The sequence below is a fragment of the Pseudomonas fragi genome (genome assembly GCF_900105835.1).
Lineage (GTDB): Bacteria > Pseudomonadota > Gammaproteobacteria > Pseudomonadales > Pseudomonadaceae > Aquipseudomonas > Aquipseudomonas fragi.
On sequence record NZ_LT629783.1, the window covers coordinates 372,415 to 396,420 of the forward strand.

General features: G+C 60.5%; 20 protein-coding genes and 1 pseudogene. 8 read left to right on the forward strand and 13 right to left on the reverse strand.

Annotated features, from left to right (window positions below; all coding sequences use genetic code 11):
* Nucleotides 1-170: 170 nt before the first annotated feature.
* Both BLU25_RS01660 and BLU25_RS01665 read left to right on the forward strand, forming a co-directional pair.
* The gene (locus BLU25_RS01660; protein WP_016780624.1) at nt 171-1,034 is read left to right on the forward strand and encodes a GGDEF domain-containing protein; all 864 of its coding nucleotides are present in this window, start codon (nt 171-173) and stop codon (nt 1,032-1,034) included.
* Between the two features lie 273 nt (nt 1,035-1,307).
* A complete protein-coding gene (locus BLU25_RS01665) occupies nt 1,308-2,609 on the forward strand; it encodes an MFS transporter (RefSeq protein ID WP_016780625.1) in 1,302 nt (433 codons plus the stop codon).
* 18 nt (nt 2,610-2,627) lie between these two features.
* On the opposite strand, the pseudogene BLU25_RS01670 reads toward BLU25_RS01665, so the two are convergent.
* Nucleotides 2,628-3,824, reverse strand: a pseudogene (locus BLU25_RS01670) (NAD(P)/FAD-dependent oxidoreductase); the annotation flags it as partial.
* A gap of 276 nt (nt 3,825-4,100) precedes the next feature.
* Here BLU25_RS01670 and BLU25_RS01675 point away from each other — a divergent pair.
* Nucleotides 4,101-4,640 (forward strand): RrF2 family transcriptional regulator, encoded by a 540-nt coding sequence (locus BLU25_RS01675; protein WP_016780629.1) that lies wholly within the window; start codon nt 4,101-4,103, stop codon nt 4,638-4,640.
* Nucleotides 4,641-4,676: 36 nt separating this feature from the next.
* Here BLU25_RS01675 and BLU25_RS01680 read toward each other — a convergent pair whose 3' ends face one another.
* The 3 genes from BLU25_RS01680 to BLU25_RS01690 all read right to left on the reverse strand — a co-directional run bounded on the left by BLU25_RS01680 (nt 4,677) and on the right by BLU25_RS01690 (nt 6,957).
* A complete protein-coding gene (locus BLU25_RS01680; RefSeq protein WP_016780630.1) occupies nt 4,677-5,216 on the reverse strand; it encodes a DUF1523 family protein in 540 nt (179 codons plus the stop codon).
* A gap of 255 nt (nt 5,217-5,471) precedes the next feature.
* Nucleotides 5,472-6,575 (reverse strand): DUF1615 domain-containing protein, encoded by a 1,104-nt coding sequence (locus BLU25_RS01685; protein WP_029611373.1) that lies wholly within the window; start codon nt 6,573-6,575, stop codon nt 5,472-5,474.
* Between the two features lie 40 nt (nt 6,576-6,615).
* The gene (locus BLU25_RS01690; RefSeq protein ID WP_016780633.1) at nt 6,616-6,957 is read right to left on the reverse strand and encodes an FKBP-type peptidyl-prolyl cis-trans isomerase; all 342 of its coding nucleotides are present in this window, start codon (nt 6,955-6,957) and stop codon (nt 6,616-6,618) included.
* Nucleotides 6,958-7,265: 308 nt separating this feature from the next.
* Between BLU25_RS01690 and BLU25_RS01695 the strand changes: the two genes are divergently transcribed.
* From BLU25_RS01695 to BLU25_RS01710, 4 genes are all read left to right on the forward strand, one after another.
* Nucleotides 7,266-9,524, forward strand: a complete 2,259-nt coding sequence (locus tag BLU25_RS01695; protein ID WP_016780634.1) for a FepA family TonB-dependent siderophore receptor — start codon at nt 7,266-7,268, stop codon at nt 9,522-9,524.
* 104 nt (nt 9,525-9,628) lie between these two features.
* A complete protein-coding gene (locus BLU25_RS01700; protein WP_016780635.1) occupies nt 9,629-9,919 on the forward strand; it encodes a hypothetical protein in 291 nt (96 codons plus the stop codon).
* Nucleotides 9,916-11,454, forward strand: coding sequence for a PepSY-associated TM helix domain-containing protein (locus BLU25_RS01705; protein ID WP_016780636.1), 1,539 nt, complete (start codon nt 9,916-9,918; stop codon nt 11,452-11,454). Before BLU25_RS01700 ends, BLU25_RS01705 begins: the two co-directional genes overlap by 4 nt.
* A 1-nt stretch (nt 11,455) precedes the next feature.
* The gene (locus tag BLU25_RS01710; RefSeq protein WP_016780637.1) at nt 11,456-11,791 is read left to right on the forward strand and encodes a DUF3325 domain-containing protein; all 336 of its coding nucleotides are present in this window, start codon (nt 11,456-11,458) and stop codon (nt 11,789-11,791) included.
* A 151-nt stretch (nt 11,792-11,942) separates the two neighbouring features.
* On the opposite strand, the gene BLU25_RS01715 is transcribed toward BLU25_RS01710, so the two are convergent.
* The 4 genes from BLU25_RS01715 to BLU25_RS23360 form a co-directional block, all read right to left on the reverse strand.
* Entirely contained in the window at nt 11,943-12,617 is a 675-nt protein-coding gene (locus BLU25_RS01715; RefSeq protein ID WP_016780638.1) for an amino acid ABC transporter permease, read from the reverse strand.
* Between the two features lie 3 nt (nt 12,618-12,620).
* The gene (locus BLU25_RS01720; RefSeq protein ID WP_016780639.1) at nt 12,621-13,349 is read right to left on the reverse strand and encodes an amino acid ABC transporter permease; all 729 of its coding nucleotides are present in this window, start codon (nt 13,347-13,349) and stop codon (nt 12,621-12,623) included.
* A gap of 75 nt (nt 13,350-13,424) precedes the next feature.
* Nucleotides 13,425-14,231 (reverse strand): ABC transporter substrate-binding protein, encoded by an 807-nt coding sequence (locus BLU25_RS01725; RefSeq protein WP_016780640.1) that lies wholly within the window; start codon nt 14,229-14,231, stop codon nt 13,425-13,427.
* 51 nt (nt 14,232-14,282) lie between these two features.
* Nucleotides 14,283-14,561: a hypothetical protein gene (locus BLU25_RS23360; RefSeq protein WP_084357095.1), complete on the reverse strand. Its 279-nt coding sequence runs from the start codon at nt 14,559-14,561 to the stop codon at nt 14,283-14,285.
* 150 nt (nt 14,562-14,711) lie between these two features.
* Here BLU25_RS23360 and BLU25_RS23365 point away from each other — a divergent pair, with 150 nt between their 5' ends.
* Complete coding sequence (locus tag BLU25_RS23365; RefSeq protein ID WP_156883329.1) at nt 14,712-15,179, forward strand: hypothetical protein; 468 nt, start codon at nt 14,712-14,714, stop codon at nt 15,177-15,179.
* Between the two features lie 241 nt (nt 15,180-15,420).
* Here the strand turns inward: BLU25_RS23365 and BLU25_RS01735 are convergent, their stop codons facing one another.
* The 5 genes from BLU25_RS01735 to BLU25_RS01755 form a co-directional block, all read right to left on the reverse strand.
* Complete coding sequence (locus tag BLU25_RS01735; RefSeq protein ID WP_016780642.1) at nt 15,421-17,028, reverse strand: ABC transporter ATP-binding protein; 1,608 nt, start codon at nt 17,026-17,028, stop codon at nt 15,421-15,423.
* Between the two features lie 8 nt (nt 17,029-17,036).
* A complete protein-coding gene (locus BLU25_RS01740) occupies nt 17,037-18,059 on the reverse strand; it encodes an ABC transporter permease (RefSeq protein ID WP_016780643.1) in 1,023 nt (340 codons plus the stop codon).
* Nucleotides 18,059-19,129 (reverse strand): microcin C ABC transporter permease YejB, encoded by a 1,071-nt coding sequence (locus tag BLU25_RS01745; protein ID WP_016780644.1) that lies wholly within the window; start codon nt 19,127-19,129, stop codon nt 18,059-18,061. The genes BLU25_RS01740 and BLU25_RS01745 overlap by 1 nt, the downstream gene beginning before the upstream one ends.
* 1 nt (nt 19,130) lies before the next feature.
* On the reverse strand, nt 19,131-21,008 hold the full coding sequence (locus BLU25_RS01750) for an extracellular solute-binding protein (protein WP_016780645.1): 1,878 nt from the start codon (nt 21,006-21,008) through the stop codon (nt 19,131-19,133).
* Between the two features lie 136 nt (nt 21,009-21,144).
* Nucleotides 21,145-23,859 carry a TonB-dependent receptor gene (locus BLU25_RS01755; RefSeq protein ID WP_016780646.1) on the reverse strand — a complete coding sequence of 905 codons (2,715 nt, stop codon included), beginning with the start codon at nt 23,857-23,859 and terminating at the stop codon, nt 21,145-21,147.
* Between the last annotated feature and the right edge of the window lie 147 nt (nt 23,860-24,006).

Below are 24,006 nucleotides of genomic sequence, written 5' to 3' on the forward strand. Positions count from 1 at the left end.
ACCCTGAAAAACACGGACTCTAGCACCTCGACGCAATCCCTTGAACGACGTTCGCGATGACGTCATCGACCAAAATCTGGCGCCAAAAATGCCACATAAAACGCTTATTTGGCCATTAATTTGCTATCAGGCTATGATCAAGGCGTTTTTCCAATTGGACACCCCGAGTTATGGCCGTTGACCTGCAGGCGCTCTATCCCAAACTGATCCATCTGATGCTGGACACGGTGTTTGTGGTCGACAGGGACAACCGCATTGCCTTTGTCAGTGATGCCTGCCAGGCCCTGCTTGGTTACCGTGCCGACGAGCTTACGGGGGCCTTGATCACGGACTATATCCACCCTGAGGACCTGGCGATTTCGCGCGCCTCCATTGTCCGGGTGATGAATGGCCAGCCCCATGTTGATTTTCGCAACCGCTATATCCGCAAGGATGGCGGGGTTGTGCATATCCTCTGGGCCGCCTTCTGGTCTGAGGATGTCGGTGCGCGGATCGGGGTTGCACGGGACGTGACAGCCTTGAGGGCGGCCGAGGACGAATTGCGCTTTCTGGCCCATCACGACCCGCTGACCCAACTGCCCAACCGTGCGCTGTTCAATGACCGCCTGGAAACGGCCCTGCGCGCTGCGCGCCGACGCAACAGCACATTGGCCCTGCTGTTTGTGGACATGAATGATTTCAAGGGCATCAATGATGTCTACGGGCATGCCATTGGCGATCGCGTGTTGCGCATGGCTGCGCAGCGCCTGCACGGTTGCGTGCGCGAATCGGACACGGTGGCGCGCATGGGCGGTGATGAGTTCACTGTGCTGTTGACCGATATCCAGTCAACCGACGATGTGGCCTGGAAGGTCGAACAGATTAGTGTGGCGATGGCCGAGCCGCTCGGGGCTGAATTCGGCGGGATCCAGATGCCGTCCTGCAGTATCGGCATGGCCTTTTACCCCGTGGACGGGGAGGATGCCGATACGTTGCTCAGCCATGCCGATGGCGATATGTACCGGATTAAACGGCAACGCTCCAGGGCCGGGTGACAAGGGGCTGGGTACCTGCGGCAAAATGGCCTGATAAATCCCCGGCTGCTCTCTTCAACTTGTACCTGTGTGCGGCTACTATGCGCGCCCTGATTCTGCCTGGTCGATGCTTGTCTTGAGCCTTGCCTGTCACTTGTTCGCCACGTCCGTGGCGTCGAGGACGCACAATCACACACCCCGGTTTTTCTGTCTCGCCCCGGCCTGTGCCGGCAGGTGCCGCTGTGCTTTTGCCCGAGCGGGTTAGCCATTGATCAATGAGGTCTAGAGTCAATCATGTCTGTCCAATTGCTGGCGATGGCGCTGGCGCCGTTACTTGGGCTGTTTATCATCAGTATCGGCAACGGCATGCTTGCCTCGCTGACCACCCTGCGCCTGGACACAATGGGCCAGTCGGCGACCATGGTCGGTATCGTGTCTTCGGCTTATTTTATCGGCCTGACCCTGGGCTCGATCTTCAATGACCGGCTGATTGTGCGCATCGGTCATATCCGCGCCTACAGCTGCTTCGCAGCGCTGATTGCCACCTCGATCCTGTTCCAGGGCATGTCATCCGAACCCTGGACGTGGTTTGTCCTGCGCCTGGTCAATGGCTGGGCCAGCGTCGGCGTGTTCCTGGTGGTGGAAAGCTGGCTGTTGATGGCCGCCGACCCCAAGATTCGCGGGCGCCTGCTGGCCCTGTACATGATTGCCCTCTACGGTGCGGGGTTGCTGGGGCAGGTCAACCTGGGGGCCATTGCCCTGACCGGTGACACGGTGCCCTTTATGATCGCCGCCATTCTGGCTTCGCTGTCGATGTTGCCCATTGTCATGTTGCCGCGGGCAACCCCCATTGTTGAGCGCGCAGAACCGCTGATGCCGCTGCAGTTGCTGCGTGCGACGCCCACCGGGGTGATTGGCTGTTTTGGTTCGGGCATTGCGATTGCCGCGGTCTATGCCTTGTTGCCCTTGTACCTGCAACGTATCGGCCTGGACGTGACCGAAGTGGGGCATATGATGGCCTGGGTGATTCTTGGTGCCATGCTGTTGCAGTACCCGGTCGGGCGCTGGTCGGACCATCAGGACCGCCACCTGGTATTGATCGTGCTGGGCGCTGCCTGTGCGCTGCTGTCGCTGATCATCCTGATGCTGCCAGCCGGTTCGCCATTACTGGTGGTGGCGTTTTTTCTGCTGGGGGGCGGTATCTTCGCGATTTACCCGGTGGCGGTCAGCCATGCGGCGGACCGGGCATCGTCGGGGGCGATCGTGAGCATGATCCAGGGTCTGCTGCTGATCAACTCGCTGGGCTGTGCCATCAGCCCGCTGGTGATTTCGCCGCTGATGACCCGGGTCGGCGAAGCCGGGCTGTTCTGGGCCCTGGCTGCACTGAACGTGGGCCTGGTGCTGCTGTTTGCCTGGCGCCGCGCCAAGGGCTCGGAGCCTGTGACCGCTGCACCCTTTACCGCAGCGGCACAAATGTCGGCCGTCGGGGTCGAGATGCGCGTCACCGAAGACCTGGCCCAGGCCGTGCTGGAGCATGAGCGCGAGGTCGATGGTGCGGATCAGGATGAGCAGGTGGCGATTGTCGGCAAAGCCTGATCCGCAGGGGTACGCAACCACCGGATTCAGCGGGTCCGCCGCCGCCAGCGCCACGTCGCGGTCGGCGATGGGCGGGTAGATCCACTGGGTGTTGATTTGGGTTTTCAGCGCCTTGCCTTCCTGACGTACCAGCTTGACCTGGCGGTCCCAGCCTTCGGTGAAGACAGCGCCCCAGGCGCCCAGGTCCAGGCAGGTGACATATTTACTCTGGCGGTAAGGTACCGGCGCCACACCGAGTAACTGGGCGGCGGCGTTATTGCCCGCCGAGCGGCCCAGGGCAATGGCATGCTGGCAGGTCATCAGTGCATGGTTGCCCAGCTCGTCGCAGGCAGCGAAGGCGCTGTCGCCGGTGGCGAAAACGTTTGGCGAACCGATGACCCGCAAATTGGCGTCGACATGCAGGCGGCCCAGCGGATCGCGCTCGGCAGGCACCTGGGCCGTCAGCTCACTGGCCCTGACGCCTGCTGTCCAGACCACGGTGGCAGCGTCGATGCGCTTGCCGTCCGCGAGGGTGACGCCGTGCTCGTCCACCGCGACAACCGAACTGGACAGGCACCATTCGACCCCCAGTTCGGCGGTTGCCTCGGCGATCACCGGGGCGATGGCGGTGCCCATTGAGGCGCCTACACTTTGCCCGCGGTCGATGATGATGACCCGTGGCTGGCAATCGGCACCGAGGATTTCGCGCAGGCGCGCGGGCATTTCACAGGCCGTTTCGATACCGGTAAAGCCGCCACCTGCAACCACCACCGTGCTGCGTGCCGGAGTGTCGGGCAAGGCCGCCAGGCGTTGCATATGGGTTTCCAGGCGTTCGGCCTGTTCAATTGAGTCGACATTGAAGGCGTGCGCCTGCAAACCCTCGATATCCGGCAGGTTGAGTTGGCTGCCGGCCGCCAGCACCAGCGCGCTGTAGCCCAGTGTGGCCGTCATCCCGGCCGGGTCCTGATAAGTGACGGTGTGCTGTGCAACGTCAATCTGCCGGGCCAGGCCGGGAATGAACTGCACGCCGGTAGCCTCAAACAGCTGGGTCAACGAGGTGCGCATTGTGTGGACCTGCGGTTCATAGAAGCGTGGACGCACCCTAAGCTCGGCCACAGGGGCGAGTACTTGCACGCTGATGTCCTGGCGGTCGTGCTGGTCGAGCAGGCGCACGGCACTCAGGGCACTCCAGAAACCGCCGAAGCCTGCGCCGATAATCAAGATAGTCTTTTTCATAAGTCATTCCCGGGTCATGAGGGGGCTGTGAGCTGTGCCGTTGGGCTGCTCGATAACTACGACTATAGTTGTCGTAGTTATAGATTGGCAAGGCCTGTCCTGCCGGGAATTATTTGTGGTCTGTGTTTTTGATCTGTAAAGACTATTAATTTCAATTAGATGCAAAGTAATTGAAATGTAATTTGTGAAGAGTAGAAGGCGCTTTTGCCAAGGCTGAATTTGCCTCAACAGGGGGCTGCTGATAGCTTTGTCTGGAATGAATCAGTCGGAGTTGATATGGCGTTCTATAGCGCGGGGGTCGAGTACGGCATCCACTGCCTGTTGTTTCTGGTCGATGATCTGGGCGACAGCCGGGAGGCCAGTGTGCGCGAGCTCGCCGATCTGCAAGGCGTGCCCCATGAGTACCTGGCGAAGATTTTCACCAAACTGGCCAAGGCCGGGTTGGTGATCGCAACCGAGGGCGTGCGTGGGGGCTTTAGATTGGGTCGGCTCGCGCAAGAGATCTCGATGCTGGATATCGCCCAGGCCATCGACGGGCGCAAGGCCATGTTCGAGTGTCGCGAAGTGCGTGGTCGCTGCGCGCTGTTCGAGGGCGACGCGCCGCCGTGGGCAACGCAAGGCACCTGCGCTATTCACGGTGCCATGATCACGGCACAGAAGCGTATGGAAGAAGCCTTGAGCCAGCAGACCATTCTCGACCTGTCGCGCTCGTTCGGGCGCAAGGCACCCGCGGGGTTTTCCGCGGGGATCAATGAGTGGATGCAGAGCCGGCGTGGCGGCAGGGGCAATGTGCCGCTGGTGGACGTCAGCGATTGACGCCCCCGTGAATGCGCCCCCGAAGGGGCGCAGCGATCAGTTGACCGGCATTTGCGGGCGACGTTTGACGCGACGCTTGATAAAGACGGCAATCACGATCAAAAGCAGTGCCAGCACGCTGAAGAACACCGTGTTGAACCATGGGAAGGGCTCGTCGCGGCTGTTGGTGGCCTCAATCGCGGTGATATTGGGAAATACCGAGAAGATCTTGATACGCCAGCCGTAGTAGCGGATCAGCGCCAGCTGGTTGGCATCGCGGGAGTAACCCTGGGCCTTGGCCTGGATATCGGCAGAATCGAACTTGAAATACCAGGGGAAGGACCAGCCGGTGTCTTCGTTGCGATAAACCATGACCTCCTTGGTCACCGGATCCTCGGTATTGATGAAGTACACATCGCGGGTCGGGCCGTCGGCCGGGTTTTCTGCGCTGATCACGCCGTTGTGATCCATGCGCTTGACCTCAACCCCCGTGACCATCACCACATCGTGCTGGGGCAGAAAGTAAAACAGCCCCAGCGCCACTGCGCCGACTGCCAGCAGGATGACTCCCAGAATGATGCCTTTGAGCCATTTCATGCAAAAACCACGCACATATCAATTATTCCTGATGACTGTTGATTGAACTTGCGGCGCAGCTTATCGCAGCCTGCCCAATGGACTACAAGGCCTGCATGCGCTGGCTACATAATTTGTAGCATTTTAGCTGTGCGTTTGCCCGCAGGCCTGCGCCCCTCTTCTTTGTGGGAGCGAGCCTGCTCGCGATGCTGACGACAAGGTCTGTGAGGTAGATCGTGTCGATACCCTCGCGAGCAGGCTCGCTCCCACAGAAATTCAACGGCTGGCCGCTGCCCGGCTCATGCACCGCTGGCGCCGTTCATCAACCCGCTGGGCAAACCAGGCGGTGGTCAGGTTGCGGGTGATTTTCGGGCTTTGCAGGGTGATGCCCGGTAATACCGCTCGCGGCAGCGGCTTGCCCTGCTGGCGGTCGGCGAGGGCAAACACGTCCTGGTACAGATCGGTTTCGTTGAACTCCAGGCTGTCGCCTTTTTCGAGCTGACGGCGGATAGCGTTATGGCTCAGGCCCAACTGCTTGCCAAGGGCGCGTACAGCCAGCTCGGTGGAGCCAACCGCGTAAGAGCCCGGAATAGTCAGGTCGCCATCCAGTGCCAGCGGGATGCCAGACACACGGCTGACGGCATTCTGAAAAGCGGCATTGCGGCTGGCGTACCAGCCCGCATTGAAGTCGGCAAAACGGTACAGCGACTGGTTGTAGCCCACCGGATAGCCGAGCAGGTGAGCGATGCCGAAATACATGCCGCCGCGGCGGGTGAAGACTTCCTGGCGGATGGAGCGGGCCACGGGGTAGGGGTAGTCCCGGGCGCGTTTTTCGGCAAAGGCGATACTGACCTGCATCGGCCCACCGGTGTGTACCGGGTTCAAGCCGCCAAACAGGCTTTTGCCCAGCGGTACCATGCCGATGAAATCATCAAAAATGGCGCTCAACTGGCCTTCGGTGCGGGCCGTGTCCAGGCGTTGATTGTAGGTTTTGCCGTCGGGAGAGGTGATGTTCAGCGCACTGCGCACCACAAACTCGGGGATATGCAGCTTGCCGGCGCGGCGATTGATTTCACTGCGGGCGATCCTGGCCAGCCCCGGCACCGGCGGGTCGGCCTGGAAGGTCGACTCCTGCTCGGTCACGGCCAGCACAGAACACAGGTTTTCATCGGTGGGGGCCAGGCCCTGGGCCGTGAACGCCACCTGGATATCAGTCGCCCAGCCCGCGCGGTCCGCAGTCTTGGCCGGCAGCAGTTGCACGATGCGGGCACGGGTCTGGTCGGGCGTCAGGCTTGGCAGTGTCTGCGTGCCCTGACTGCTGCAACCTGCCAGTGCCACTAGCGGTATAATCGGTAAAAAACACCTGAAAAATCGATTCACCAGCGTTCAACTCCTATTAATGTGCAACTTATCGCAGCGCTTAGTCGTCGCGCGTCAGCACTTCCAGCAGTTCGATCTCAAATCGCAGGTTGGAGTTCGGTGTGATATGCGCGCCCATGCTTCTTTCACCATACGCCAGGTGTGCGGGCACCTGCAGTGTGCGCTTGCCGCCGACCTTCATGCCCATCAGGCCGATGTCCCAACCCTTGATCACTCGCCCGGTGCCAATCACGCACTGGAACGGCTTGCCGCGTTGATGCGAAGAGTCAAATACCCTGCCGTCTTCGAGCCAGCCGGTGTAGTGCGTGGTAATCAGGGCGCCCTTGACCACGGCTTTACCGTCGCCGGGTAGCAGGTCAGTGATGTGCAGTTCGTCAGTCATGGCGATAAGGCTCAAAAAAAGTAGGATGAAGGATTGTACAGGGCAGGGGATTTCTTGATCTGAGGGCATTGTTGCAATTTGTATTAATTTTTTTATGTAGGAAAAGGCTCTAAAACAAAGGGATTGCGGAACTTGCGAATGAGGATTGTTGTCAGCTGCGCTTTACTCTCAAATGAGAGTGTTTATCATCGCAGCCCTGGCAGTGCCGGGGAGCGCTAAAAAACGTTGTGTCCTTTCGAGGTCGTGCGTCAGCGATTTCCAGCCTTTGGCCTGCTGAGCACACTCCATTGTTAAGGGATCAACTGGACATGTCGTCTCGATTCAACCGCAGTCATCTTTCACTGGCTTTCATGGCCGCTCTGGCTTCGCCCACATTGCTCGCTGACGCACTTGAGCGCGAGCGTGACGAAGTACCGGTAGAGGCCACCGATTTGCCGGTGGATGGTACCCGCCAGGCGCTGCAACTTGAAGAAACCCGCGTACTGGGCACCGCTGCACAGGAATTGAAGCAAGCGCCGGGGGTGTCGATCATCACCGCCGAAGATATCAAAAAGCGCCCGCCGGCCAATGACCTGTCCGATATCATCCGCCGCGAACCGGGGGTCAACCTCACCGGCAACAGCTCCAGCGGTGCCCGCGGCAACAACCGCCAGATCGACCTGCGCGGCATGGGCCCGGAAAACACCCTGATCCTGATTGATGGCAAGCCGTCTTCTTCGCGCAATGCCCAGCGCTATGGCTGGAGCGGCGACCGCGATACCCGTGGGGAAACCAACTGGGTACCGGCCGAAGAGGTCGAGCGCATCGAGATCCTGCGCGGCCCGGCAGCGGCACGCTACGGTTCCGGGGCAATGGGCGGGGTGGTCAATATCATCACCAAGCGCCCTTCGAGCAAGCTCAGCGGCTCGTTGACCGCCTACTACCTGGCGCCCGAAGACGACGCCGAAGGCGTGAGCAAGCGTACCAACTTCAACCTCAGCGGGCCGATCACGGATGATCTGGTGTTTCGTGTGTATGGCGGCCTGAACAAGACCGACGCCGATGACCCGGGTATCAACACCGCCGCCCAGGCCTCCCCCGACAGCGTAGTGGCGGGGCGCGAAGGCGTGCGCAACAAGGACGTCAACGGCTTGCTCAGCTGGCAGTTCACCCCCGAGCAAACCCTGGACCTGGAAGCCAGTTACAGCCGTCAGGGCAATATTTTTGCCGGCGACACCATGCTCAACAGCGGGGGTGACTTCGTCAACAGCCTGACCGGCAAGGAAACCAGCGTACTGCAACGCAGCACCTTCTCGGCCACCCACAATGGTTCGTTCGACTGGGGCTCCACCAAGGCCTCGCTGACCCATGACCTGACCCGTAACGCCCGCCTCAACGAAGGTCTGGCCGGTTATGGCGAAGGCGCACCCTCCGAAAGTGCCGGCAGGTTCGAATCGCGCCTGCGCAACACCCGCGCCACCGGCGAAGTCAACCTGCCATTGAACATGGGCACCGCCCAGGTGCTGACGCTGGGCGGCGAGTACCTCTACGAGTCACTCAATGACCCGGGTTCGCTGCGCCCGCAAAGCTGGGACCCGGGTGCCGACGGCAGCGCGGCGCTGCCGGGCACTGACCGCACCGAAACCAAATCCACGGCCAACAGCTATGCGTTCTACGTCGAGGACAATATCGAAGCCGGTGCCAAAACCATCGTCACTCCCGGCGTGCGTTTCGACCATCACAGCGAATTTGGCGGCAACTGGAGCCCGAGCCTCAATGCCTCGCACCAGATCACCGATGAGCTGAGCATCAAGGGCGGCATCGCCCGGGCCTACAAAACCCCGAACCTGTACCAGTCCAACCCCAACTACCTGCTGTACAGCCGTGGCGCGGGTTGCAGCTCGGTGGAAGTGAACATCGGTGGCTGCTATCTGGTCGGTAACCCGGACCTCAAGCCGGAAATCAGCGTCAACAAGGAGATCGGCCTGGCGTTCGACAAGGGCACCTGGCGCACCAGCGGTACCTATTTCCGCAACGACTACCAGAACAAGATCAATGCCAGCAACGAAGCGGCATTCCGACTGCCCAACGGCCGTCGCGTGCTGCAATGGGAAAACAGCGGCAAGGCCATCGTGCAAGGGGTGGAAGGCAACCTGTTTGTCAGCCTGCGCGAGGATCTGGACTGGAACACCAACCTGACCTACATGATCGAAAGCAAGGACAAGGAAACCGGCGACCCGCTGAGCATCATCCCCAAATACACCCTCAACACCATGCTCGACTGGTACGCCACCGAAAAACTGTCGTTCCAGGTCAGCGGCACTTACTACGGCAAGCAGGAAGCGCCCAAGCGCAACAACCGCGCCAACGAAGCACTCGACAAATCCGTGCAGAAGCCGGTCGACCCGTACGGTCTGGTGGGCCTGAGCAGCGGCTATGAGTTCAATAAAAACTTCAGCGTGCGGGTGGGCATCAACAACCTGTTCGACAAACAGCTGTATCGCAAGGGCAATGCCGATGAAGCGGGGGCGCAAACCTACAACGAAGCGGGCCGGGCGTACTTTGCCTCGGTGACCAGTTCGTTCTGATCACACTGTGACCCATGCAGGCGCGATATCCGTGAAAACGGGTGTCGCGCCGTTGTCGCATCTGGCACGGGCAAAAAGCCGGAGCTTGATAAGGGATTGAAAAAATGAAACTTGCAACGTCGGCCTGGGCGCCGATCGTGTCCCGCACCCTGGCAGCACTAGTCGGCGGCTATGTCTTTACCTATGCCTTTACCGCTGCCTTGGCGCGGCTGCTGCCGCTGGACAAGGTGGACGCGATGATCGTCGCCAGCCTGTTGTCATTTGTGATCTACACCTTCGCCATTCTGTGGGCATTTGCTGCCCGCCACCAGTGGTCGGCCTGGATGGGCGCGGTACTTGCCGTGCCCCTGGCCGCCATCGGTTTTTGGCCGCAACTGCTGGAGCAACTGGGATGAAACAGACCCTGACCCAATCCATGGCCTGGCTGCACACCTGGGGCGGCCTGATCGTCGGCTGGTTGTTGTTCGTGATCTTTTTGACCGGCAGCCTGGCCGTGTTCGATCAGGAGATCGACAACTGGATGACCCCCGAGCTGCCGGCCCATCAGTTGACCGACGAGCAGGCCGCGCAACGGGCACTGACTTACCTGCAGGCCCACAAGGCCGACGCAAAGCAGTGGGGCATCAGCCTGCCCTATGAGCGTTCGCCGCAATTGCAGGCTTCTACCGGCGGGCGCCGTGATGGCGTGTCGGTGACCCTGGACCCTGACACCGGCGAAGTGATGCCGGTGCGGGAAACAGTAGGGGGGCGGTTTTTCTTTCTGTTTCACTTCACCTTGCACATGCCGCGCATGATCGGCATCTACCTGGTCGGTGCGCTGGCCATGGGCATGCTGGCGGCTTTGGTCAGCGGCATCGTGATCCACAAAAAATTCTTCAAGGAATTCTTCACCTTCCGTCCCGCCAAAGGCCAGCGCTCGTGGCTTGACGCGCATAACGCCAGTGCCGTGCTGTTGCTGCCTTTTCACTTGATGATCACCTACACCGGGCTGGCGATTTTCCTGGTGATCTATATGCCGGCGGCGATGGACGCGTTGTTCGATGGCGACCGCGAGGCCTTTTTCAAGGCGCAGGACAAGACGCCGGCCAGCGTTGCCGTGCAGCGCCCGGCAACCGCAGAGCCTGCACCGCTGGTAGCCCTGGGGCCGTTGCTGAGCCAGGCCCGGGCGGTCATGGGGCCGTTGGGCGGGATCAGCATCAGCAACCCCGGGATGAGCAATGCCGAAATCCAGATTCGTCCGATCCTGGGCAACCGTATTGCCCTGACCAAGGGCCAGGGCATGCGCTTTGACGGCGTCACCGGCGAGCAGTTGTCCGGCCCCACAGAGATGCGCCCCACGGTGCTTACCCACCGGGTGATTTCCGGGCTGCACTTTGCCCAGTTCGGCGGCTACCCGATGCGCTGGCTGTACTTTGTTTGCGGCCTGATCAGCAGCGCCATGATTGCCAGCGGGCTGGTGCTGTTCACCGTCAAGCGGCGGCGCAAATACGCCAGCGAAGGTCGGGTTGCCCAGGTGCTTTACCGTCTGGTCGAGGCGATCAACGTCACCGTTATGGCCGGCTTGAGCCTGGCTTGTATCAGCCTGTTGTGGGGCAACCGGCTGTTGCCGTCGGGAATGGCCGAACGGGCTGATGCTGAGTTGAATGTGTTCTTTGGTGTGTGGGCGTTGAGTTGTGTCCATGCCTTGCTGCGCCCGCGCATGCAGGCCTGGCGCGAGCAACTGGGGCTGGCGGGGTTGATGTGCCTGAGCTTGCCGTTGTTGAGTGTGTTCACCGTCAATCGGCCTTGGGCGCTGCCCAGCAGCATGGGCGTTGAGCTGACCGCGATGGCCCTGGGCGCCATGTTGTTGTGGGCGTGCTGGAAAGTATCGCAACCGGCGGTGGAGCGGGTGCCGCGCAAAAAGACCGCCGTCATGGCCGAGGTGAATTGAGATGCTGGCTGATTTTTTTGCGGCACTGGGTTTTGCCTATGTCGGCATGCTTGCCTTGTGCCAGGGGTTGGAGCGCCATTACAAACAGGTGTGGGGCAAGCCGCCGTCGACGCAGTTACGGCGTGGGCTAAGGGCTGCAGGTTGGCTGAGCCTGGGGCTCAGCTTGTGGTTTTGCGCGCAGGCCTGGGGCTGGGCAATGGGGCCGGTGGGCTGGTTTGGCCTGCTCTCGCTGAGTGGTTTTAGCCTGCTGATGCTGTTGCCGTATCGGCCGCGACTGGCCGTGTGGTTGCCAATGGGGTTTGTGCCGATTTGGGCGATGATCGCAACCCTGGCATAAACCGTAGCAGCTGCCGAGGAACGAGGCTGCGTTCGGCGGCGCAGCCGCCGTAAAACCTGAGTTCGCGGTTAACCTGACACACCGTGCATTCTGACTCTACGACGGCTGCGCCGCCGAACGCAGCCTCGTTCCTCGGCAGCTGCTACATGTTTTATGCAGGTTTTCGCACCCAACGATTGGCAATCAGATCCAGGCTGCTGCAAAACACAAAGTACACCAGCGCCACAAACAGGAATATTTCGGTGGGGTGCACCATCACCCGATTGCTGATCTGGGTGGCGACAAACGACAGTTCTCCCACGCCGATCACATACGCCAGCGAAGTGTCCTTGATCAGTGAAATCCACTGGTTGAGAAAGGACGGCAACATCATCGGCAAGGCCTGGGGCAGGATGATCAGGCGCAGCACCTGCCACTTGCCCAGGCCCAGCGCCGTGCCTGCCGCCCATTGCCCGGGCGGCAGGCTGCTGATCCCGGCATACACCGAGTGCGCCAGGTACGCACCGCCTATCAGCGACAGTGCACATACCACGGTGGCCAGCGCGGGTACATCAACCTTGAACAGGATGGGCAGCAGGAAGTAGCTCCAGAAAATCAGCATCACCACCGGAATTGCGCGCAAAAAGCCCAGTACCCCCAGCAGCAACCAGCGCGTTTTGCCGCGAATCATCACCAGTGCAATACCCAGCACCAGCCCCAGGAATGCCGAAATGATCCCTGACAACAGGCTGAGCAACAGCGTCAGTGCCGCGCCGCCCAACTGTCCGTTGGGCCAGGCGCCGAGCATAAAATACGAAAAATTGTCGCTGATAACCGAAAAATCCATGACTTACACCACTCCCTGGCGATACCACTTGCTGCGGGCAATCAATTGGCCAAGCACTTCGATCAAGGCAATGCTGGCCACATACAGCAGGGTGGCAAAACCGAAGGCCTGGAAGGTCTTGAAGGTTTCGGTCTCGACTTGCCGCGAGGCATAGGACAGTTCGGCCAAACCGATGGCCATGGTCAGTGACGAGTTTTTCAGGGCATTCATGTACTGCCCCAGCAACGGCCCCAACGCCGTGCGCAGCGCCTGCGGGAACACGATATAGCGCCACACCTGTGCCGGCCGCAGGCCCAGTGCCAGGCCCGCCGCCCGTTGTTCTACGCGCACCGAGCTGACGCCTGCACGAAACTCTTCGCAAATGAAGGCGGCGGTGTAGAGCATCAGCCCCCAGAACCCGGCGAGAAATTCAAACGACGGCCATTCAATTTCAAACAGGCCCAGGGACAGGCTGCGGGGCTGGTTGAGCCACATCACCAGCCCTTCGGGCAGCATGGCCGTGACCCCGAAGTACCAGAAAAACAGCTGCACCAGCAGCGGCGTATTGCGAAACAGGGCCAGGTAGGCCCGTGCCGGCCATGACCACACACGCAAAGGCGAGAGGCGTGCCAGGCACAGTAAAAACCCCAGCCCTGTCGCCACCAGGCAGGTCAGCAGGGAAAGGATCAGGGTGAGGACAAAACCATCGAGCAACCAGTGCAGGTATTGCGGGGCAAGCAGTTCACCGAACATAGAAACAGCGTCCATCCAGAAACGAGCAAACCCGTCCGGTTGACCGTGACGGGCTGAGGGTGTCGCGAAGGAGGCTTAGCTCTTGTCGCCAATCTTGTACAGGCGGGTCAGCGGGGTCTTGGTGGTCGGGCCGAACCAGGCGTCATAAATGCCCTGGGCCTTGCCCTGGGCTTCGAGGTCGGTGAGGGTCTGGTTGACCACCTCGGTCAGGCGCGCCTCGCCTTTGGGAATACCGACGCCGATCAGGTCATTGGAAATGGTGAAGGGCGGCACTTCGTATTTGTCCTTGTCCGGCACATTGGCCAGCAGGCCGATCAGCTTCGGGCCGTCCTGGGTGATGGCCTGGACGTTGCCGTTGCGCAGGGCAGTGAAGGCGAACGGGGTGTCATCGTAGGCCACCACTTTGGCGCCGGGGAACTTCTCGCGCAATACGCCTTCGTTGACCGTGCCCTTGTCCACGCCCACGCGCCATTTGTTCAGCTCGTCGGGGGATGTGAGGGTGCCTTTCTTGACGATAAATTGCTGGCCCGAAGCGAAGTACGGAATGCTGAAATTCACCTGCTCGGCCCGCTCGGGGGTGATGGTGAAGTTGGCGAGCACCAGGTCGACTTTGTTCGCGACCAGCAGCGGTACGCGGTTGGCCGGGTTGGTCGGCTGCAACTGCAACTTCACGCCCAGCTTGTCGGCGATGGCCTTGGCGTAGTCCACGTCGAGGCCTTCGATCTGCTTGCTTTTGGCATCGACAAAGCCAAAGGGCGGGTTGCTGTCAAAGGACGCCACGCGCAGCACACCGGATTTTTTGATGTCATCCAGACGATCGGCGTGGGCCAGGCCAGACAAAACAGCCAGGGTCAGGGCGGTGAGGGCAGTGAATGTTTTCATTTCGTTCTCATCATGAGTTGGAAGATTTATGACGAGAGTCTTGCAGGAAAATTAGCTTTTAAAAAAGAATATAAAACGATTTATATATTCTATTTGGAGATATGAGGGCTGAGCAGTGCAAGCGCCCTGAGTCTTGCTCGCTAGATAGTGGCCATTGGCCAAAAACTGCTCTAGGCTGTACGGCTTTTCTGGACTGAACTGCCTGTGAAGCTGTTTTGTAAACCCAAAGCCTTGATTCATTATTCCAAAGTGTCTGTCAGCGATTTCCAACAGCGCCTTTTCAAGGTCAACACCCAGGGCCGCCTGTACACCCTGGATTTGTTCGAGCATTCCCCGGGCCACACCACTGCCTCCATATCCCCTCGATGTGTGCTGATCTTCACCGATAAGGCACTAGACAAATTCGAGTTGCACCCGTGGTTTACTCTGCTGGGTTTCAAGTGCTTTAACGGCCAGTACTGGACCCGCAAGGTTGGGGATGTGACCTGGTCCAGTAACGATCAGCGCATCCACGGCAATGTTATCCATATCCGTGATATCCAGATTGTGCCGATCCGCTCGAAGCGACGAGCGCGTTGCCAAAGCCTGAAAATCAATACGCGGCGACTCTTTGACTGGGGGCTGATAAGCTTTTTGCTGGCTGTATGGGGCGTGTACCTGTTTGCCAGGAATGATTCCCGCGTCGCGGCTGTAATGGATACCGTAAACCACTGCGTCCAGCACTACTATCACTGGGGGGTGCTGCTCTGGAGCCTGGCTTACCTTGTGGCGTCGGCTTGGGCAAGCAAGACCTTCTATGCCTCCAGAGTTTCTTTTACCCGCGACCTGGTCGCTTTGGGGCTGGTGCGCACCGCTGCGCGGTATGTGCCTGACACCGATTGCCTTTGCTACAAGGCCACAGCCTTGTTGTCACGGGCAGTGGCGCGGATACGCAGCCTGTGGAGTTGACCGCCTGACCTGTGGGAGCGGGCTTGCTCGCGATCCGGGCGACGCGATCCTTCAATTACAGCGAGGTGATGCCATCGCGAGCAAGCCCGCTCCCACCGAAAAGGCTTGCGTTGCCAGCATTGCGTCCCCCCGTAAAACCTGAGGAGCGGATTAAACTGGTACTGCGAGGTGTCTGTTTTTGCGACTGCTGCGTCGCAGTGGCGCACCAAACCGGACGCAGCCTCGCTCCGCTCGTCAGCGGCTACACAACATCGGCCAGCGCAGTTTCCTTTGTCTTCAAGCTGCTGGCCTGCAACAGTTCCCGGGTATAGGGGTGTTGCGGGTTATCGAAGATGGACTGCGCATCCCCCTGTTCCACCACCTTGCCGTCCTTGATCACGATCATGTCGTGGGCCAGGGCATGCACCACCGCCAGGTCGTGGCTGATAAACAGGTAGGTCAGGCCATGCCGCGCTTGCAGGTCGCGCAGCAGGTCGACCACCTGTTTTTGCACCGTGCGGTCCAGCGCCGAAGTCGGCTCGTCGAGCAATATCAAGTCCGGTTCCATGATCAGCGCCCGGGCAATGGAGATGCGCTGGCGCTGGCCACCCGAGAACTCATGGGGGTAGCGATGGCGGCTTTGCGGGTCCAGGCCCACTTCCTGCAGAACCCGGATCACCGCCGCCTCGCGCTCCTGCTCCGTGCCAATATCATGGGCCAGCAAGCCTTCGCTGATGATCTGCTGCACCGACATGCGCGGGCTCAGGCTGCCAAACGGGTCCTGGAACACCACCTGCATCTGCCGGCGTAGCGGGCGCAGCAGGTTCTGGCTGAGGATGTTCAGTTGCTTGTTGCCAAAACGGATTTCACCCTCGGAATCCACCAGCCGCAAGATTGCCTGGCCAAGGGTCGACTTGCCCGAGCCGGACTCGCCGACAATGCCCAGGGTGCGGCCCTTTTTCAGCTCAAAACTGACCCCGTCCACCGCCTTGATATAGTGTCGTTCGCGGCTGAACAGCGGCTTGGGCAGGGGGAACCAGACCTTCAGGTCGCTGACCTCCAGCAGGTTATGCCGGTATTCGCCGGGCACCGGGCTACCGCTAGGCTCGGCCTCGATCAGCATGCGGCTGTAGGGGTGTTTCGGCTCGCGGAACAGCGCCGCGCAACTGGCCTGCTCGACAATCTCGCCGCCGCGCATCACGCATACGCGCTGGGCGATTTTGCGTACCAGGTTGAGGTCGTGGCTGATCAGCAGCAAGGACATGCCCAGGCGCTGTTGCAGGTCGATCAGCAGCTCGAGGATTTTTTGCTGCACCGTCACGTCCAGTGCCGTGGTCGGTTCATCGGCAATCAACAGCTCCGGTTCGTTGGCCAGGGCCATCGCAATCATTACCCGCTGGCGCTGCCCGCCGGACAGTTGGTGCGGATAAGCATTGAGGCGCTTGGCCGGTTCACGGATGCCCACCAGTTCCAGCAGCTCCAGGGTGCGTTGCCGCGCTGCCCGGTTTTTCAGGCCCTTGTGGGTGACCAGGATTTCACTGATCTGCTTTTGCACCGTGTGCAACGGGTTAAGCGAGGTCATCGGCTCCTGAAAAATCATCGCAATGCGGTTGCCGCGCAAGTTGCGCAACTGGCTGTCACTGGCCGTAACCAGATCGGTGCCGGCATAACGGATGCTGCCTTGGGTCTGCACGTCTTTGCCCGGCAGCAGGCGCAGGATCGAGTGCGCCGTTACCGACTTGCCCGAGCCCGACTCGCCCACCAGCGCCATGCACTCGCCGCGGCGGATATCGAGGTTGAGGCCGTGAACCACTTCTGCCCCTGCAAAGCTCACGCGCAAATCGCGGATTTCTATCAGTGTGTTGGTCATGTCAATTCTCAGGTCCGGGGATCGAAGGCATCGCGGCAGGCTTCGCCGATAAACACCAGCAGCGACAGGATCAGCGCCAGCGCACAGAACGCGGTCAGGCCCAGCCACGGCGCCTGCAGGTTGTGCTTGGCCTGGCCGATCAGTTCGCCCAGCGAGGCGCTGCCCGGCGGCATGCCGAAGCCGAGAAAATCCAGGGCGGTGAGGGTGGCGATTGCGCCGGTCAGGATAAAGGGCAGGTAGGTCAGGGTGGAGGTCATGGCGTTGGGCAGGATATGCCGGCGCATCAGTGCGCCGTCAGTCAGGCCCAATGCCCGCGCGGCCTTGACGTATTCCAGGCTGCGCCCGCGCAGGAACTCGGCGCGCACCACGTCCACCAGGGCCAGCCAGCTGAACAGCGCCATGATGCCCAGCAACCACCAGAAACTCGGCGCCACAAAGCCGGACAAAATGATCAGCAGGTACAGCACCGGCAACCCGGCCCAGATTTCCTGCACCCGTTGGCCAAGCAGGTCGACCAGGCCACCGTAGAAGCCTTGCAGGGCGCCGGCGGTAATGCCGACCACGGTGCTGATGGCCGTCAGGATCAAGGCAAACAGAATGGAGATCCGTGCGCCGAATATCACCCGGGCCAGCACGTCCCGGGCCTGGTCGTCAGTGCCCAGCCAGTTGGTCGCGCTCGGCGGGCTGGGCGAGGGTTCCTGGAGGTCGTAGTTGACCGTGTCGTAGCTGAACGGAATCGGCGCGAACAGCATCCAGCCGCCCTGATCGGTAATCAGCTTGCGCACATAGTCGCTGCGGTAGTCCGGTTCGAAGGGCAGCTCGCCGCCGAAATCGGTTTCGAGGTGACTGCTGACAATCGGAAAGTACCAGCTGTCCTTGTAGTGAATCGCCAGGGGCTTGTCGTTGGCAATCAGCTCACCGCCCAGGCACACCACAAACAGCCCGATAAAGATCCACAGCGACCACCAGCCACGGCGGTTGGCCTTGAAGTGCTTGAGGCGGCGACGGCCTAGAGGAGAGAGGGTAAACATCAGGCAGTCCTCGCCGAGAAATCGATACGGGGGTCGAGCAGGGTGTAGCACAGGTCGCCGATCAGCTTGATCAGCAGGCCGAACAGGGTGAACAGAAACAGTGTGCCGAACACCACCGGGTAGTCCCGCGACACTGCCGCTTCGTAGCTCATGCGGCCGATACCGTCGAGGTTGAAGATGGTTTCAATCAACAGTGAACCGGCAAAGAACACTTCGATCAGGGCCTGGGGAATCCCGGCCACCACCAGCAACATGGCGTTGCGCATCACATGGCCGTAGAGCACACGGCGCTCGGTCAGGCCCTTGGCCCGCGCGGTCACCACATACTGGCGGCTGATTTCGTTGAGGAAGCTGTTTTTGGTAAGGATGGTCAGCGTGGCAAAACCGCCGATCACCAGCGCCGATACGGGCAGCACCATGTGCCACAGGTAGTCGCCGATCTTGCCGAAGAAACTCAGGCTGTCGAAGTTGTCCGAGACAATGCCCTGCACCGGGAACCAGCTGACATAACTGCCGCCGGCAAACACCACAATCAACAGAATGGCGAACAGAAATGCCGGCATGGCGTAGCCGATGATGATTGCGGTGCTGGTCCATACATCGAAGGCGCTGCCGTTGTGGATGGCTTTGCGGATGCCCAGCGGAATTGAAATCAGGTAGGTGATCAGTGTTGCCCACAAACCCAGCGAGATCGACACCGGCAGCTTTTCCACGATCAGGTCGGTGACCTTGGCGCCGCGAAAGAAGCTGGTGCCGAAATCCAGTTGCGCGTAGTTCTTGAGCATCAGCCACAGACGCTCGTGCATGGGTTTGTCGAAGCCGTAATGCTTGGTGATTTCTTCGATCAGCGCCGGGTCAAGACCGCGGCTGCTGCGGCTGGCACCGGCTGCGGACGCGGCCATTTCCCCGCCACCACCGCCCACCGCCGAGCCGCCGAAGCCCTGCAAGCGGGCAATCGCTTGATCCACCGGGCCACCGGGGGCGGCCTGCACGATCAGAAAGTTGACCACCAGAATGCACAGCAGGGTGGGGATGATGAGTAACAGGCGACGGCTGATGTAATGCAGCATCTCAATGACCCTCCGGCTGTGCGCTGGCCTGGCCATACGCCGCGTTGGTTAACGGGGTTTTGCTGACTTCCCACCAGGTGTCCAGGCCTTCATCGAACTTGGCCTCCTTGGCGGGCTGGCCGAAGCGGTTCAGGTACACCGTCGGGGTACCCACCGAGTAGTAGTGCGGGATCATGTAGTAGTTCCACAGCAGTACACGGTCGAGGGCGCGGGTGTAGTGGACCATCTCGCTGCGGCTGTTGGCCTGCACCACGCCGTCGATCAGTTTGTCGACGGCCGGGTTGCGCAGCACCATGTTGTTGGAGGCACCGGCCTGGGTGGCGCTGCGTGAGCCAAACATGTCGTACAGCTCGCGGCCCGGCGAAACAATCGGTTGGCCGTTGCGGGGGAACTGGCCGACCATCATGTCGTAGTCGCGGGCGTTGGTGCGGTTGATGTACTGCGCCGAGTCGACCTTGCGGATGTCCATGGTGATGCCGATCTGCGCCAGGGTGCGTTTCCAGGGCAGGACCATGCGATCGAAGCCGCTGGGGCTGTCGAGAAAGGTAAAGCGCAGGGGTTCGCCCCTGGCGTTGACCAGCAGGTTGTCTTTCGGTGTCCAGCCGGCTTCCTTGAGCAGCGCCAGGGCTTGCAGCTGTTTATCGCGGATATAGCCGCTGCCATCGGTTTTCGGCGCCTGGTACACCTGGGTGAATACTTCATCGGGGATCTGCCCGCGCAAGGGTTCGAGAATTTCCAGCTCACGCGCATCGGGCAGGGCCGTGGCGGACATTTCGCTTTTCGGGAAGTAGCTCTGCGCGCGCACATAAAAATTGCGCATCATCTGCTTGTTGGTCCACTCAAAATCCCATAGCAGGCTCAGCGCCTCGCGTACCCGGCGGTCCTGAAAAAACGGGTTTTGCAGGTTGAAGGTAAACCCCTGGGCGGCACTGGGTTTTTCCTTGGCGAACACGCCTTTTTGCAGGCGCCCGTCGCTAAGCACCGGGCTGGCGTAGCCGATGCTGAACCCGGTGGCGGAGAACTCGCGGTTGTAATCGAACGCCCCGGCTTTGAGCATCTCGCGGGCCACGTCGATGTCGCTGTAGAACATCACTTTCAGGCGATCGAAGTTGTACAGGCCTTTGCTCACCGGCAAGTCTTTGGCCCACCAGGTTTTGTTGCGTTCAAAGCTGACACTGCGCCCCGGATCAACCTGGGAGACCGCATACGGGCCGCTGCCCAGCGGTGGCTCGTAGCCGCCGCCGGCGGCAAAGTCGCGGGTCTTCCACCAGTGTTCCGGCAGCACGTGCATGCTCGCCAGGTCCAGGGCCAGGGTGCGGTTCTGGTTGTTCTTGAAGTCGAAGCGGATTTGCAGCGGGCCTTCGATGACCCGGTCCTTGACCTCGCCGTAGAGCATGCGATAGCTCAGGCTGCCTTTGGTCATCAGGGTATCGTAGGTAAAGGCCACGTCCTGCGCAGTGATCGGTGTGTCATCCGCGAAACGGGCCTTGGGGTTCAGGTAGAAGCGTACCCACAGGCCATCGGGGTCACGTTCGATTTTTTGCGCGACAAGCGCGTAGACCGTATAGGGCTCGTCCAGCGAGCGGAAGGCCAGAGGGGCATTGACCCATTGATCGACCTGGGCCACACCGGTGCCCTGGTCGATATAGGGCGACAGGTAGGTGAACTGGCCGATTTCCATTGACGTGCGGCTCAGCGAACCGCCTTTGGGCGCGTCCGGATTTACAAAGTCGAAGTGCTGGAAATTGGCCGGGTATTTGGGCGCTTCGCCATACACCGTCAGGGCATGGCCGGGCGCGGCGTTGACGCTCAGGCACACGCAAGACAACACGGGTACCAGCAGCGAACGGAGCAGGGGCAGGAAAAATGCAGACATCATTGGGCTTCCTTGTACCGCGTGTAGAACCATCGACTGCCTGGAAAAATCCCCGCCGCATTGCGCGTTAAAACGCGGCGGGGTCGCGATTTCGCAGTTAAACCGCTGTCGGCCGGAGTGTGCCGGCAGCGGTGCTCACTCAGAAGTGATAGGTGGCACGGGCGAAGAACGTACGGCCCATTGGGTCTGCGTAACGTGGATCGTAGCCATTCTGGAAGTTGTAGGCCTGGTTGGAGAATGGCGGGTTACGGTCGAACATGTTCTTGATCCCCGCATCCAGGTCCACGGTCTTGTTGAAAGTGTAGCCACCGGAGATATCCCACAAGGTGTAAGACGCTACACGGGAGTGGGTGTCCGGATCGGCATCGTCATAGCCGCTGGTGAAGCGGTTGACCAGCGAGGCCCGGTAAGCGCCCAGATTCCAGGTACCGCTGAGCACGTGCTTCCAGCGCGCGACCATGCCGTCATCCTTGAACGCGCCGACTTTGTCGGTATAGCTGCCGCCAATGGTGGTCTGGTAGTCATAGCGCGACACATAGGTGCCTTGCAGGCCAAGGCCGAACTGACCGTAGGGGGTGTTGGGGAACTTGTAGTCCAGCGACACATCGACGCCGCTGGTTTTAACGGCACCCAGGTTGGCGAGGCCGGTCTGTACGTAGTTCAGGGAGCCGTCAGCATTGCGAATATAGCGGTCAGCATAGGCGTTGGGATCGTCAAAGACAGTGGATTCCGGGAACTCGGCAATCTGGTTGGCGATGTGAATCCACCAGAAATCCAGACCCATCGACAGATTGCGCACCGGTTGGTAGACAAAACCGACGGTCACGTTACGGGCTTTTTCAGGGGACAGTTCGGTGTTGCCGCCGGTGCGGTTATGGAACTGCTGGCCGCAGTCGCGCCCGGCGTTGCCGCCCGGTTGCACGACGCCGCCGGTGCACAGGCGCGGATCGTTGTAGTAGCCCTGGGTGTAAGTGGTGTACTGCGGGTTGTACAGCTCGTACAGCGACGGTGCGCGGAAGCCTTCACTGTAGGCACCGCGTACCACCAGCTCCTTGATCGGCTGGTAGCGGAACGAGTATTTCGGGTTGGTGGTGCTGCCAAAGTCGCTGTATTTGTCATGACGCACGGCGGCCGACAGTTCCAGGCTGTCGAGTACGGGCACGTTCAGCTCGGTGTACACCGCCTTGACGTTACGGTCACCCGAGACGCTTGCGTCAGGGTCGGCGCCGAGGCTGGAAATATCCGCGACAAAACCATCGAAGGTCTGGTGGAACTTCTCCTGACGGTATTCACCGCCAATCGCCAGGCCGGACGGACCGGCGCCGAACCAGTCGCCGATCTCACGGCTCATGCGCCCGTCGATACCGGTGACCCGGCCCACCGAAGACATGTACTGGCCGTGATATTGGTGCTCGTCGATATAGGCCTGCCCGGCAGGTGTCTGCGGGCCGAACGGGTTGATGATGCCATCGGCAATGCCGTTGAGCATGGCCGCGTCGCTGGCGTAACCGCCCGTCACACTGGAGTTCACCTGATTCTGGTTGTACGAGGCGCCGACATTGTAATCCCAACCCTTGGCCACACCATCGAAGCTCAATACCAGACGCTGGCTGGTGTTCTGGTCTTTGCTCTGGCGGCCACCGGCAGCGGTTTCACGCCAGTTCAGGCCGATTGGTTGCGTAGGGTCGAAGGACGGATCGCTGCTACCCGGGGTTATGCCGTTGCCCGGGTAGTAAGGCGAGCTCGGGTCCATGCTGGCGCCGATCAGGGGGGCAGGGGCAACACCCACGGCATTGTTGTTGCGGGCCCAGAAGTACTCCAGGTTGACGTTGTCGACATCGGTGATCTTGCCGGTGGCCTTGCCGAAAAAGGAGGTCTTCTCGGTTTCTGGCAGCAGGTCGATATAGTTGCGCGTGTCATAGCGGCATAGCCCCTGGCGCAGGACCAGGTTTGCCCCGTTGCAGCCATTGGCCGCCAGCGGGTTGGTATTGATATTGCCCTGGCTCCAGTTGGCAGGGTTGGACGTGCCGGAAGTCTGATCCAGGCCGCGGCCCGGTTCGTAGTTGCTGGCGAACGTGCGGTCCTTGGCGTGCAGGGCGTTTTGCTTGTTATAGCCGGCGACGGCCATGACGTTGAAACGGTCTTTTTCCAGATCGCCGTAGCCCCAGCTACCGCTGATATCGTGGCTTTCGCCGCCACCACTGGCGTCTGCACCTTCGCCGCCCAGTGACAGGGTGCCGTCGGTCATGGATTTTTTGGTGATGAAGTTGATCACACCGCCAATCGCGTCAGTGCCGTACAAGGCCGACGCACCGTCGCGCAAGACTTCGACGCGGTCAATGGCGGCAAACGGAATGGTGTTCAGGTCTACCGCGGAGCCGTCGATGGCGTTGTTGCCCAAACGGCGGCCGTTAAGCAGCACCAGGGTCTTGTTGGCACCGATGCCGCGCATGTCGGCAAAGCTCGAACCCCCGGTGCCGGAACCCACGGAGCTGGCCGAGTTGCGCAATGACTGGTTGCCCGTCACGCGCTGCATGATCTCGGCAGTGGTAGTCACGCCTTCGTTGCGCAACTGCTCGGCGCGCAGGATGGTGATGGGCACGGCGGTTTCGGCATCTACCCGGCGGATCGCCGAGCCGGTCACTTCGACCCGGTCCAGCTGTGTAGTGGCTGGCGCAGGCGCCGCATCAGCGCTGCTGACGGTGGCGCTCGAATCATCCGCTGCAGTCACTTCGGCTGCCTGCAACTGGCCCGCGCTCATCCCCAGAGCAACCAGATACAGCGGCACAAAACGGTGTCGTTGCAAGCTTGCAACGAGCGGCTTGAGGGTAAAACCTGAACTCTTCATCTGCATGGTTATTTCCGACTTATTCAGACGTTTATTGGAATGGCCTTGTGAGCCCTCATGACTCCAGTTGGGTTGTGTCGACCCGGGGCAAAACACGTTTTTCAAGCAAGCCGCTCCCCTGCAAGGGCCAAAAGGCCCCTGCGCGGCGTGGGT